This is a genomic window from Burkholderia pseudomultivorans, from assembly GCF_902499075.1.
In the GTDB taxonomy this organism is placed as follows: Bacteria; Pseudomonadota; Gammaproteobacteria; order Burkholderiales; family Burkholderiaceae; genus Burkholderia; species Burkholderia pseudomultivorans.
On sequence record NZ_CABVPP010000024.1, the window covers coordinates 49,036 to 62,409 of the forward strand.

11 protein-coding genes are annotated in these 13,374 nt (G+C 69.1%); 6 read left to right on the forward strand and 5 right to left on the reverse strand.

Going from position 1 to position 13,374, the window contains the following annotated elements; translation table 11 throughout:
• Window positions 1-10: 10 nt before the first annotated feature.
• Window positions 11-1,204: a sulfotransferase family protein gene (locus tag BST28156_RS17475; protein ID WP_174902891.1), complete on the reverse strand. Its 1,194-nt coding sequence runs from the start codon at window positions 1,202-1,204 to the stop codon at window positions 11-13.
• The gene (locus tag BST28156_RS17480) at window positions 1,201-2,310 is read right to left on the reverse strand and encodes a DUF1214 domain-containing protein (RefSeq protein ID WP_174902892.1); all 1,110 of its coding nucleotides are present in this window, start codon (window positions 2,308-2,310) and stop codon (window positions 1,201-1,203) included. Before BST28156_RS17480 ends, BST28156_RS17475 begins: the two co-directional genes overlap by 4 nt.
• A 150-nt stretch (window positions 2,311-2,460) precedes the next feature.
• Here BST28156_RS17480 and cysD point away from each other — a divergent pair, with 150 nt between their 5' ends.
• The 5 genes from cysD (at window position 2,461) to BST28156_RS17505 (ending at window position 9,318) form a co-directional block, all read left to right on the forward strand.
• The gene (gene cysD, locus BST28156_RS17485; protein ID WP_279611311.1) at window positions 2,461-3,420 is read left to right on the forward strand and encodes a sulfate adenylyltransferase subunit CysD; all 960 of its coding nucleotides are present in this window, start codon (window positions 2,461-2,463) and stop codon (window positions 3,418-3,420) included.
• Window positions 3,420-5,336, forward strand: coding sequence for a sulfate adenylyltransferase subunit CysN (cysN, locus tag BST28156_RS17490; RefSeq protein ID WP_174902894.1), 1,917 nt, complete (start codon window positions 3,420-3,422; stop codon window positions 5,334-5,336). Before cysD ends, cysN begins: the two co-directional genes overlap by 1 nt.
• Before the next feature lie 108 nt (window positions 5,337-5,444).
• Window positions 5,445-6,632 (forward strand): helix-turn-helix transcriptional regulator, encoded by a 1,188-nt coding sequence (locus BST28156_RS17495; RefSeq protein WP_174902895.1) that lies wholly within the window; start codon window positions 5,445-5,447, stop codon window positions 6,630-6,632.
• A gap of 282 nt (window positions 6,633-6,914) precedes the next feature.
• The gene (locus BST28156_RS17500; RefSeq protein WP_174902896.1) at window positions 6,915-8,282 is read left to right on the forward strand and encodes an MFS transporter; all 1,368 of its coding nucleotides are present in this window, start codon (window positions 6,915-6,917) and stop codon (window positions 8,280-8,282) included.
• On the forward strand, window positions 8,269-9,318 hold the full coding sequence (locus BST28156_RS17505) for a lactonase family protein (protein WP_174902897.1): 1,050 nt from the start codon (window positions 8,269-8,271) through the stop codon (window positions 9,316-9,318). Before BST28156_RS17500 ends, BST28156_RS17505 begins: the two co-directional genes overlap by 14 nt.
• Before the next feature lie 12 nt (window positions 9,319-9,330).
• Here BST28156_RS17505 and BST28156_RS17510 read toward each other — a convergent pair whose 3' ends face one another.
• Complete coding sequence (locus BST28156_RS17510) at window positions 9,331-10,371, reverse strand: AraC family transcriptional regulator (RefSeq protein ID WP_174902898.1); 1,041 nt, start codon at window positions 10,369-10,371, stop codon at window positions 9,331-9,333.
• A 222-nt stretch (window positions 10,372-10,593) separates the two neighbouring features.
• Between BST28156_RS17510 and BST28156_RS17515 the strand changes: the two genes are divergently transcribed.
• The gene (locus tag BST28156_RS17515) at window positions 10,594-11,694 is read left to right on the forward strand and encodes a fatty acid desaturase (protein WP_174902899.1); all 1,101 of its coding nucleotides are present in this window, start codon (window positions 10,594-10,596) and stop codon (window positions 11,692-11,694) included.
• Between the two features lie 30 nt (window positions 11,695-11,724).
• On the opposite strand, the gene BST28156_RS17520 is transcribed toward BST28156_RS17515, so the two are convergent.
• Entirely contained in the window at window positions 11,725-12,345 is a 621-nt protein-coding gene (locus BST28156_RS17520; protein WP_174902900.1) for an HAD family hydrolase, read from the reverse strand.
• A gap of 140 nt (window positions 12,346-12,485) precedes the next feature.
• Window positions 12,486-13,352 (reverse strand): hypothetical protein, encoded by an 867-nt coding sequence (locus BST28156_RS17525; protein ID WP_174902901.1) that lies wholly within the window; start codon window positions 13,350-13,352, stop codon window positions 12,486-12,488.
• Between the last annotated feature and the right edge of the window lie 22 nt (window positions 13,353-13,374).

A 13,374-nucleotide genomic window follows, 5' to 3' on the forward strand; every position in this document is an offset into this window, starting at 1 on the left:
AGCGCTGCCGTCAGCCGGCTGCCCGCAGGTGCCGCGCGCGATACGCGGCGAAATCGCGCGCGAGCTGCGCATCGGTCAAGCCGAAGCGCGCGATCGAATAGTCGTGCGCGGCGCGCTTGTCGCGGCCGTTGCGCGCGAGCCAGTCGGCCATCGCCGCGCGCTGCCGTGCATCGAGCGACAGGCCCGCGAAGCGGTAGACGGCCTCGGCGACACCGAGCGGATTCGACACGGTGTCCTCGAAGCGGATATCGAGGAACCGCTCGGCAGGCAGCGCATCGCGCGCCCGCATCGCCGCGCCGATCGCGCGCGCCATTCCCGCACTCCATTGCGCGCCGACGGTGCGCGGATCCGGATTGTCCGCGTACATCTGCCACAGCGTGTGCGCCATGCTCGCCATCGACGGGATCGTCTGCGCCGGGTCGCGGTGCGTGAGCACCACCTGCGCGCGCGGAAACACGCGGCACAGCACGTCGAGCGCATGCAGGTGCTGCGGCGTCTTCAGCAGCCAGCGCGCGGCCGGCGCGACGCCGCGCTGCGCCTTCTGCCACTGCAGGAACTGCAGCATCCGCTTCAGGTACGTATAGACCGGCGTGAGGTCCTGCTGCTCGAGCCACGCCGTATAGCGCGGCACGTTCGCGTACGAATCCATCGCGCACACGAACGAGTGCTCCATCAGCATGAACTCCTCGTCGGCGAGCATCGCATCGAGCGGATGGATCGACAGGATCTGCGGAATGCAGTCGATCATCGTCGCGACCTCGGCCTGCGCGCGTGCGATGCGCACGGTCGGCGCGGCGAGCGTTTCGCCGGCGAGCGGCGCCGGATAGCGGGTTTCCCACCACGCGGCCGAATGAAAGCGCGGATCGACGGCCAGCAGGCGCTGCAGCAGCGTCGTGCCGGTGCGCGGCAGGCCGACGATCACGAGCGGATCGTCGATCTCGATGTCGGCGATGTCCGGATGGCGCCGGCAGTAGGCCTCGACGACGAGCCGGTTCACGAGCTGGCCGACGAGCTTCTCGCGCATCATCGCCACGCCGCGCGCGGACAGCCGCGCGTCGTCGATCAGCGACGCGCACATCACGTCGAGCGCATCGCGATACGGGCCGTCGCCGAATGCGGTAAGCCCGCCCGTGCGCGACACGGCCTCGGCGATCAGCGCGTCGGGGTCGAGCTGCATGCGGATCTGCTCGAGCAGCGCGTTCATGCGGCCTCCTGCAGCGTCGCGAGCTTGACGACGCGCGTACGCGGATGCACCGGATGCGCGGCGCCGACCCAGCGCCAGCAGATCGTGCCGGTGCGATGCCCGGCCGTATCGAGCCAGTTCGCGTCGCCCGGCCTCGCTGCGGCGACCACGACCGTCACGCCGCCGTCGGCGTTGCGCTTCGCGCGGTGCTTGTTCACGCACACGTCGAAATGGCGATAGTCGAGCGACTCCATCCAGTAGTTGTTGAGCTGCACGTTCCAGAAGTCGCAGTCGGGCACCGTATCGACGTCGATCACGAGCGCCTCGTCGTCGGCGAGCGACCAGCACGAGTGGTAGTAGTAGATGTTCGGGTCGCCGCCGACCGACTGGCACAGCGCCTGGTCGGCGGGCGGCAGCGCGTTCACGTGCGAGCGATAGCTCGCGGCCCAGTCAGCGAACAGTCGCGCGGTCTGCTCGACGAACTGCGCGGCACGCGTAAGGCCGCCCTGCAGCGTGACGGGATCGAGCGGCGCCGGACGGACATCCGCGCCGATGCGTTCGATCTTCAGTTGCGCGGGCGTCTCGGTGCGCCGGTCGAGGAAGGTCTGGCGCACCAGTAGCGCGTTGGTGCCGGGCTCCATGCGCAGCCAGTTGCCGGCGCGCGGCGTTTCGCCCAGCACGATCTCGAAGCTGCCGTCCGGCGCGACCTCGAGCTGCTTCGCGTCGAGAAAGCCCGTCAGCAGCATCTTGCCGTCGGTCTCGTAGCCGCCCTTCTGCGTGCCGAAGCTCAGATACGCGACCGTGCCGCGCCGCCCCGTCACACGGTATTCGCAGCGGCCGTCGAGACGCGCGTACTGGTACAGGTTGTCGGGATTGTCGGCGCCGATCTTCGCGGTCTCGTGCGACGGCGAGAAAAAGCCCGGCCACGCGCCGTCCGCGAATTCGACGTGCATTTCCAGCGCGATGCGCATCAACCGGCTCAGGTAGCGGAACCCTTCCGCGCGCGTGAGCGGATCGTCCGGCGCGTCGGCGCGCAGGATCTGCTGTCCGCTGCGTTTCAGCGTGTCGCAGAAATCGGCCCAGGTCTGGCCCGAAAGCAATTGCATGGCACGTGTGTCGTCCGTCATGTGTCGTCTCCGCCGATGGTCGAGCGTCCACCTTAAGCGGGCGCGCCGCGCGTCACTTCGTCCGGGTGGACTAAGGAAAGATCCGCGCCCCGGCCGCACCGCGACTTAGTTCATCCGGACGAAGAGCGGCACGGCGGTGCGCCGATACCGTTGGCGTCATGCACGAATCGCCGCACATGTCGCGCGGCGCCGGCATGGAACAGGAGACGAACGATGTTGACCCACTTGGAGCGGCTGGAGGCGGAAAGCATCCACATCATGCGCGAGGTGGTCGCGGAGAGCGAAAACCCCGTGATGCTGTATTCGATCGGCAAGGACAGCTCGGTCATGCTGCATCTCGCGATGAAGGCGTTCTACCCGGCAAGGCCGCCCTTCCCGCTGCTGCACGTCGATACGACGTGGAAATTCCGCGAGATGATCGCGTTTCGCGACGCGACGGCCGAACGGCTCGGCCTCGATCTGCGCGTGCACGTGAACCCCGATGGCATCGCGAACGGCATCAATCCGTTCACGCACGGCTCCGCGCTGCACACCGACGTGTGGAAGACGCAGGGCCTCAAGCAAGCGCTCGACCACTACGGCTTCGATGCCGCGTTCGGCGGTGCGCGCCGCGACGAGGAGAAGTCGCGCGCGAAGGAGCGCATCGTGTCGCTGCGCTCGGAACAGCACCGCTGGGATCCGAAGCGCCAGCGCCCCGAACTCTGGTCGCTGTACAACGCGCGCAAGCGCAAGGGCGAAAGCCTGCGCGTGTTCCCGATCTCGAACTGGACCGAGCTCGACATCTGGCAGTACATCAGGCTTCGCGAGATCCCGATCGTGCCGCTCTATTTCGCGAAGGAACGGCCCGTCGTCGAACGCGACGGCGCGCTGATCATGGTCGACGACGAACGGCTGCCGCTGCGTGACGGCGAGGTGCCACAGCTGCGCAAGGTGCGCTTCCGCACGCTCGGCTGCTATCCGCTGACGGGCGCGATCGACAGCGACGCGACGTCGCTCGACGACATCCTGCGGGAGATGCGCGAGACGCGCACCTCCGAGCGCCAGGGACGCCTGATCGACAGCGATTCGGCCGGTTCGATGGAAAAGAAGAAACAGGAGGGCTATTTCTGATGGCACACGTACTCACCGCGCCCGACACGCTCGCGCGCCCCGCTTCCGATGCGCTCGCCCACGACGCTGCGCAACCTTGCGATCTGCTGCGCTTCATCACCTGCGGCAGCGTCGACGACGGCAAGAGCACGCTGATCGGCCGCCTGCTCTACGAATCCAACCTGCTGTTCGACGACCAGCTGACGCAGCTCGAAGCCGATTCGAAGAAGCTCGGCACGCAGGGCGGCGAACTCGATTTCGCGCTGCTCGTCGACGGGCTGTCGGCCGAGCGCGAGCAAGGCATCACGATCGACGTCGCGTACCGCTTCTTCGCGACCGCACGGCGCAAGTTCATCGTCGCCGACACGCCCGGCCACGAGCAGTACACGCGCAACATGATCACCGGCGCGTCGACCGCCGATCTCGCCGTGATCCTGATCGATGCGCGCAAGGGCGTGCTCACGCAGACGCGCCGCCACAGTCATCTCGTCGCGCTGATCGGCATCCGGCGCGTGGTGCTCGCGATCAACAAGATGGATCTCGTCGACTACGACCGCGCGGTGTTCGAGCGCATCGACGCCGACTATCGCGGATTCGCCGCCGAGCTCGGGCTGTCGGACATCGTCAGCATTCCGATGTCGGCGCTGCGCGGCGACAACGTGATCGTGCCGAGCGCGCGAATGCCGTGGTACGCGGGCCCGACGCTGATGCAGCAGCTCGACGCCGTGCCGCTCGCCGCGCGCGTGACGCGCGACGAACCGTTCCGGCTGCCGGTGCAGTGGGTCAACCGGCCGCACCTGAATTTCCGCGGCTATGCGGGCAGCATCGCATCGGGCGAGATCCGCGTCGGCGAGCGCGTGCGCGTGCTGCCGTCCGGCAAGGAGAGCCGCGTCGCGTCGGTGCTCACGCCGGCCGGCGAAACCGGCGTCGCGCACGCCGGCGAGGCGGTCACGCTGACGCTCGCCGACGAGCTCGACATCAGCCGCGGCGACATGATCGCGCGGGCCGACGCGCCGCCGGAAGTGGCCGACCAGTTCGAGGCGACGCTCGTCTGGATGCACGACGAGCCGCTGCTGCCGGGCCGGCCGTATCTGGTGAAGCTCGGCACGCAGACGGTCGGCGCGACCTGCGCGACGCCCAAGTACAAGATCGACGTGAACACGCGCGAGCATCTGGCCGCGCGCACGCTCGCGCTGAATGAGATCGGCGTGTGCAACCTGAGCTTCGACCGGCCGGTCGCGTTCGATCCGTACGAGCGGAATCGCGATACGGGCGGCTTCATCGTGATCGACCGCTTCAGCAACGACACGGTCGGCGCGGGGATGCTGCACTTCGCGCTGCGCCGCGCGCACAACGTGCACTGGCAGGCGGTCGACGTCGACCGCGACGCGCGCGCCGCGCAGAAGGCGCAGACGCCGCGCATCGTGTGGCTGACGGGGCTGTCGGGCGCCGGCAAGTCGACGATCGCGAACCTCGTCGAAAAGCGGCTGCACGCGCTCGGCAAGCACACCTACCTGCTCGACGGCGACAACGTGCGGCACGGACTCAACCGCGACCTCGGCTTCACCGAGGCCGATCGCGTCGAGAACATCCGGCGCGTCGCCGAAGTCGCGCGGCTGATGCTCGACGCGGGACTGATCGTGCTCGTGTCGTTCATCTCGCCGTTCCGCGCGGAGCGCGACATGGCGCGCGCGATGGTCGGCGCCGACGAGTTCGTCGAAGTGTTCGTCGACACGCCGCTCGCGATCGCCGAGGAACGCGACCCGAAGGGCTTGTACAAGAAGGCGCGGCGCGGCGAGCTGAAGCACTTCACCGGCATCGATTCGCCATACGAACCGCCCGCGCAGCCTGAACTGCGCATCGATACGGTGACCGAAACGCCGGAAGACGCGGCGGCCCGCATCGTCGCACACCTGCTGCGCGAACGCGCGGCTTGACGACGTCGGCCGGTCGCCCCGCGTCGTCTACTCCGTTCGGATGACGCGGGCCGCCGGCCGACCGGTATGCTCGTCGAAACCCCTCATCCCGATCAGGAGACGACGAGCATGCGGATCGCGGCGCCGCCCGACCCCACGGCCACGCACGACGGCTTCGACGATGCGGCGTGGACCGCGCGCGAACTGAGCACGTGGCTCGGCCTCGTCTATCAGGGGCCGTCGGAAGCGACGCCGTGGGCCGGTTTTCTCGAAGCGATCCGCGTGCGGCTCGACGCGAGTTTCACGACGCTGGTGCTGCGCAACCCCGGCGGCGCACGACGCGGGCTCATCATCAACGCGTCGACGCACGGCCCGCTGCTGCCCGGCGAACCGTCGTACAGCGAACAGTTCTACGCGCTGTGCCCGTTCCTCGACCAGCCGCCCGGCCAGGTGTTCACCGCCGACCGGCTGTTCGGCGAGCCCGCATGGTGCGCGCACGACTTCTACCGGCAATACCTGCAGCCGCTCGACCTGCGCTATATCCTCGGCGCGAATTTGCGCGGCGAGCGCGGCGTCGAATGCGCGTTCTTCGTGAGCCGCACGCATCGCAGCCGCGACTTCGATGCGGCCGAACGCGCGCAGGTCGCGACGCTGCTGCCGCATCTGCAGCGCGCAGTCGAGCTGCATGCGGCGCTCGACGTGCTCGACGCCGAGCGCGCGCTGTACGCGGGCACCGTCGACCGGCTCGACGTCGGCACCGCGATCGTCGGCGAGGACGGCCGCGTGATCAAGCACAACCGCATCGCGGCACTGCTGTTCGACCGGCAGGACGGACTGTGCCTGCGCCAGCAGCGGCTGCATGCGTCGTGCCCGCTCGACGAGCGCCGCCTGCAGAAGGCGCTGCAGGCCGCGCTCGAGCACTTCCGCGCGGGCGCGCTCGCGCGCATCGAGGCCACCACGCTGTCGCGCCCCGGCGGCGCGATGCCGCTCAGCGTGCTGCTGCGTCCGCTCGCGCCGTACCGCGGCGCCGAGGATCGCCAGCACCGCCCGGCCGTCGCGGTGTTCGTGCGCGACCCGGCGGCGTCGCCGCACACGTCGCGCGACATGCTGCACCGGCTGTTCCGCCTGACGCCGATGGAAACCGAGATCGCGCTGCTGCTCGTCGACGGCATGACGCTCGACGAAGCGGCCGCCGCGACCGGCATCGCGAAGAACACCGCACGCGCACACCTGCGCGGGATCTTCGCGAAGACGGGCGCGACGCGGCAGGCCGTGCTCGTGAAGATGCTGCTCAACAGCGTCGTGTCGATGGCGTAGCGGGCGGCGCGCGCGGCCCTGACGCGTCGGCGCGGGCCGACCGGAACGGCGCATCTATTCCGATGGCGCCGCATTAGCAGATGTCATACGTCATCAGACATTAAATCCTCAACCGGCCTTGTTTCGCTCTCGCTACTTTTCAGCGAAATTTCCGGGTAAACCCGCGACGCCATGATCGCCCATCCGGCGTACCATGTTGTACGACAACGTACTACATGTATCGCTACCCGGACAGCGAGGCGGCCACCGTGCCCGCTCGCCGCCGTCCGACCGGAGACACCCTTGAACCCGCCCTCGCCCACCCTGCCCGGCCGCGATCCGCTCGCGTCGGCCGTCTCGAAAGTGAAATGGCACGTGCTGCCGCTCGTGCTGATCATGTTCATCGCGAACTACATCGACCGCGTCAACGTCGGCTTCGTCGATCGCCATCTCGAGGCGTCGATCGGCATCGGCGCGGCCGCGTACGGACTCGGCGCGGGGCTGTTCTTCGTCGGCTACGCGCTGTTCGAAGTTCCGTCGAACCTGCTGATGCAGCGCTACGGCGCGCGCGTCTGGCTCGCGCGCATCATGGCGACGTGGGGCCTCGTCGCGGCGGCGATGGCGTTCGTGTGGAACGACACGTCGTTCTACGTGCTGCGCTTCCTGCTCGGCGCGGCCGAGGCCGGCTTCTTCCCCGGCGTCGTGCTGTACCTGTCGCAATGGCTGCCGCCGCAGGAACGCGGCAAGGCGATGGCGATCTTCCTCGGCGGCTCGGCGTTCGCGTCGGTGCTGTCCGGGCCCGTCACCGGCGCGCTGCTGTCGATCCACGGCTTCGGCCTCGAAGGCTGGCAGTGGATGTTCCTTGTCGAAGGGCTGTTCTCGGTCGCGCTGTGCGGCGCGAGCTGGCTGCTGCTGAAGTCGCACATCCGCGACGCGACGTGGCTGACGGCCGACGAGCGCGCGGCACTCGAAACCGCGCTCGACGACGAACGCGCGACCCGCGACGTGCGCTCGAACGTGCGCGTGCCGGGCGTTGCGCTGCTGCGCGATCCGCAGATCGCGCTGTTCTGCTTCCTGTATTTCTCGATCCAGCTGACGATCTACGCAGCCACCTTCTGGCTGCCGACGATCATCCGCAAGATGGGCGGACTCACGGACTTCCAGGTCGGCCTCTACAACACGATTCCGTGGATGATCGCGATCGGCGCGATGTACGGCTTTGCGGTGCTGTCCGCGAAATGGAAGCATCCGCAGCGCTGGCTTGCGTTCGCGCTGGTGCTCGCCGCCTGCGGGCTGTTCGCGTCGACCTCGCACGATCCGGTGTGGTCGTTCGCGTCGATCTGCTTCGCCGCGCTCGGCTTCAAGGCCGCGGCGTCGCTGTTCTGGCCGATCCCGCAGGGCTACCTCGACACGCGCGTCGCGGCGGCCGTGATCGCGCTGATCAACTCGGTCGGCAACCTCGGCGGCTTCGTCGCGCCAACGGCGTTCGGCTATCTGAAGCAACATACGGGTTCGATCACGGGCGGCCTGTATGCGCTCGCGATCGCGTCCCTCGTCGCGGCGGTCGCCGCGCTGTTCGCCCGCACGCACCGGCGCAGCGATCCGCCGCGCGGGCTGCCGGCCGACGAGTCCTTCACCTCCGCCTCGATGCTCCGCCATGCCGAACACTGATCGCCTGACCGTCGTCGTCTCGAATGCCGTCGACGGCGACCTCGCCACCTTCTCGCTGACGCACGACGGTGCGATCGCGCCGCTCGCCCGCTACCCGGCCGCGGACAACGCGATGCCGATCGCCGTGCAGGCCGACCGCGCGCGGCTCTACGTCGCGACACGCGGCGCGCAGCCGTCGATCGTCGCGTTCCGCGTCGCACCGGCCACCGGCGCGCTGGCCCGGCTCGGCGCGACCGCGATCGACGCCAGCCACGCATACCTGTCGCTCGACCGCGGCGGCCGTTGGCTGCTCGGCGCGTCGTACGGCGGCAATTCGCTGAGCGTGTACGACGCCGCGCGCGTGCGCGACGGCGACGGCGCGCCGCTGCATGTGGCGGACGGGATCGCGAATGCGCACGCGGTCGTCGTGTCGCCGGACAATCGTTTCGCGTACGTGAGCTCGCTCGGCTCGGATCGCGTGTTCTGCTTCGCGCTGGAAGAAGATGCGCACGGCCTGCGCGTGCGCGAGCATGGCGAGACCCGCGTGCCGGCCGGCTTCGGGCCGCGTCACCTGCGTTTCGCGCGCGACGGCCGAACGCTGATCGCGGTCAGCGAATTCCACGGGACGCTCGCGACGTTCGCGCGCGACGCCGACAGCGGCCGGCTCGACGATGCGCAGGTGAGCGCACCCCATCCGGCCGTCGCCGGACTCGCGCCCGGCCATGCACGGCCGCCCGCGCCGGTCGAACCGGCCGTGTGGGCCGCCGACCTGCAACTGACGCCCGACGAACGCTTCGCGTACGTCAGCGAACGCACGTCGAGCCAGTTGCTCTGCTATCGACGCAACGCCGACAATCGCTTCGAGCCCGCGCACGCGACGGCCACCGAGACGCAGCCCCGCGGGTTCGCGATCGATCCGTCGGGACGCTGGCTCGTCGCATGCGGTGAGCGCTCGGAGCACGTCGCGGTCTACGCGATCTCGCCCGACGACGGTGCGCTGTCGCTGCACGCGCGCGCACCGGGCGGACGCGGCGCAAACTGGATTGCGATCGTGTGACGAAGCACGCCGTCAGCCGCGCCGCTCGCTCGGCGCGACGCCGGTCCAGCGCTTGAACGCGCGCGTGAAATTCGCGCGGTCCGTATAACCGACCCGCGCGGCGATCTCGTCGACCGGCAGGCGCGTGCCTTCGAGCAGCCGCAGCGCATCGCGCAGGCGGATCTCGTCGAGCAGCGCGGAATAGGTCGCGCCGTATTCGGCCAGCTTGCGCTTGAGCGTGCGCGCCGACACGTGCAGTTCGCGCGCGACGTCGTCGACCGACGGATAGCCCGCGTCGCCGCAGATCAGCAGGTTGCGCACGCGCTCGACGATACTTTCCGCATAACCGAGCCGGGCAAGCTCGGCCTCGCACTGCTGGACGATCATCTGCGCGGTCTGCGCGTTCGCGGTGCCGATCGGCTCGTCGAGCAGCGCGGCGTCGCAGCGGATCCGGTTCGCGCTCGCGTCGAAATGACAGCGCGGCAGGCGTGCGCGATACCGGTCGAACCACGGCGGCTCGGGCCAGGCGAAATGCAGCTCCGCGCGCGACTGCAGCGTGCGCGCCGGCGCCGGATCGAGCAGCGAGTTGAACAGGATCGCGGTTTCGACCAGGAAGTTCTCGACCGCGAACTGGCGCAGCCGGCCGAGCGGAAACGCCTCGAGCACGTCGATGTCGACGATGCCGTCGAGCTGCGCGAGCCGCACCGAGAAAAACGGCACGCGGGTCGGCAGATAGCGGATGCCGAGCGCGATCGCTTCGCCGAGCGTCGCGCAGCTCATCAGCCCGAAGCCGATCAGCCCCGCTTTCGTGAGGCTGCTGCGCAGGCCGATCTCGATCGCGATCGACGGATCGTCGGTCGCGTCGAGCAGGTTGAAGACGATCGCCGCCTGCTGCAACGGCGTGATGCGCGCATCGGGCTGCGCGAGCCGGTCGCGCTCGACGCCGGAGCCGGCGAGAATCCGGCCCGCGTCGATGCCGCGCTCCTCGGCGAGCATCAGCATGAACAGCGCATACGCGGACGACACCGTCGCCCGGTTCAACGGGCGCGCAGCATCCGGGACGGACAGGGCCATGCGATCAAACTCCGGAGCGGTTTCGGCGGATTGTAGCGGCGTTGGCCCGGAATGACACCGAAGCGGGACTCTACGTCGGCCGGCAGGATGGCCGGACTCAAACGCGATCATGGCCCGAAATGACACCACCATTGGCACCCGCGGCCCTCGCGTGCGACCGCGTGCACGCCTATGCTTGTCGGATCGGCATTGCGCCCCACTCTTCCGCAGGAATCCCGGTCGATGAGTCAACCCGCCCGAACCGTCTTTCGCGATGACGCGGACAAGGTCGCGTACGTGCGCCGCGAGGTCAACGCGGCGAGCGATGCGATCCGCGCGCATTATCCGCTGCTCGACAAGCAGAACCTCGTCGGCGCGACCGTGATGGCCGTGTCGGTGAGCGCGATGCTCGCGCTCGCGTGGCTGTATGCGCGCGGCACGATCGCATGGTACGTCGCGCTGCCGCTCGCCGCGTTCGTCACGTCGCTGATCCACGAACTCGAGCACGACCTGATCCACCTGATGTACTTCAAGAAGACGCCATGGGCGTATCACCTGATGATGGCGCTGTGCTGGCTTACGCGGCCCGGCACGATCAACCCGTGGACGCGCCGGCGCATGCACCTGCATCACCACAAGGTGTCCGGCGGCGAATCGGATCTCGAGGAATTCGGCATCACGAACGGCGAGCGCTGGGGCGTGAAGCGCCTGCTGATGATCGCCGACGGCATGCTCGCCGTCGCGCTGCGGCCCGCCGCGATGCGCCGCAAGGTGAAGCAGTACGTCGCCGCGCAACCGGTGCAGGATCCGGCCGAGCGCGCGCAGCTGCGCGTCGAGCAGGTGTCGTCGTACATGCCGGTCGGCCACGCGTACTACGCGCTGTGGCACGCGTTCATCGCGTATCACGCCGGCCTGTTCGTGCTGCATGCGTGCGGCGTGTCGGTCGCCGTGCCGGCCGTCGTCGAGCGCGCGATGAGCGTTGTCGATTTCCTCGCCGTCGTATGGCTCGGGCCGAACTTCGTGCGCAGCTTCTGCATCAACTTCGTCAGCTCGAACATGCACTACTTCGGCGACATCGATTCGCGCAACGTGATCCAGCAGACGCAGGTGCTCAACCCGTGGTGGATGCTGCCGTTCCAGCTGTTCTGCTTCAATTTCGGCAGCACGCACGCGATCCATCACTTCGTCGTGCGCGACCCGTTCTATATTCGCCAGCTGACCGCGCGCACCGCGCACGCGGCGCTGCGCGAGGTCGGCGTGCGCTTCAACGACGTCGGCACGTTCGCGCGCGCGAATCGCTGGGGCGCGTATCGTGGCGGACGCGGCGCGCGGGCCGACGCGTAACGCGGAAGCGCCGGCACGCCGCGGGCAACCTCAATCGCCGATCGGCGGCATCGGGCCTTGCCCGCGGATCCACGACCAGTTCGCCAGCTCGGCCATTTCCTTGTCGCCGCGGCTGTCGCCGTACGCGAACAGGCGCTGCGGCGGCCGATCGCCCCACCATCCGCGCAAGCGCACGACCTTCTGCGGCCCCCAGCAGTTCTCGCCGTCGAGCCGCCCCATGAACACGCCGCGTTCGAACGCGAGACGCGTTGCGAGCACGGCGTCGAAGCCGGCCGTCTTCGCCCATTTGTCGAGATACAGCGACGGCGACGCGCTGACCAGCACGACCTCGTGACCGCGCGCGCGATGCTCGCGCACGCGCTCGAGCATCTCCGGACGCACGAGGCGCGGCAGATACGTGTCGACGAAGCTGCGCGCCTGCGCATCGAGCGCGTCCTCGCGCACCGCGCCGAACGCGAACCATGCGAACTTCGCCTTCGCGTCGCCGCGCGACAGCAGCCCGGCCTTCATCGCGGCGATCCACGGCAGCGCGCGCAGCCCGGCCCACGCGAAGCGCGGCATGCCGACCGCCTCGAGGACGAAATGGCGAAAGCTGTCGGAAGTCGTGATGGTGCCGTCGAAATCGAATGCGGCGACGATGCGGTCGGTCATGGAATGGCAGCGGGAAGCAATGAGATGCCCGGGAAGATAGCAGACTCGCGCCCGCGCGCGCGAAACGGCGCGCCGCAACGGCGAACGCGCGCGCCGAAGCGTGCGCTTTTCCCGTTCGCTCGCCGTTCGACGCTGGGGGCTCAGCGCGGCGGCCGCGCCGCCAGCGCCGCGGGCAGCACGACGTTCATCAGGTGATCGGCGCGCGACAGCAGATCGGTCACGCGCTCGTCGAGTCCGCGCAACTGCGCGGGCTGCATGCGGATCTGCTGGAGCGCCTGGCCGACGATGTTGCGACGATCGAACAGCGTGCGCTCGAGCCCCGCGTCGTCCGGCACGCGCACGACGTCCGACACCGCACTCAATGCAGCGAGCACGACGACGAGATTCTCCTCCGCATGACGAAGCTTCGCGGCGAGCGCCTCGGTGCGGCGCGGGAAGAAGCCGAGCGACTGCTTGAGCGCACCGAGCGCCGCGCGGTAGTCGACCTGCGCCGACGACGCGCCGAACCAGCGCTCGAACATGCCTGCCTTGCGCGTGGCCTGCGCCAGCATCCCGGCCATCATGTCGGCCGCGCCGAGTTCGTTGAACTCGCGCGTCGTCGCCGCAACCGCTTCGACGAGGTCGCCCGCGGTTTCGAGCGCGCTGTCGCCGATCGTCGCGACACTGGCCAGCTTCAGCGGCACCAGCTGGCGGATATGCCGCTCGATGCGCGGCGCGCAGTCGGGATAGAGATTCGGAAAACTGGCCTGTGCGGCGCGGAAGCACGATTCGAGCAGCGGATGGTTCGCTTCGCCGAACAGCGCGCGGCCGGTCGCATCGAGCGGCGCCGCCTGCGCAGGCTTTTGCGGCGCGGGGCCGAGGTCGAGCGCCTTCGGCACGGGCCGCTCGGGCGCGCGTGCGGAAGCCGCGCCGGCGGCGGACGGCGCGTCGAACGCAAGACGCCCGGGCGTGCGCTCGGGCGTCGTATCGAACTCGAGCCGCTTCGGCTCGTCGGACCGATTCGTCATCGATGCATCCTGCCCGGCGCGG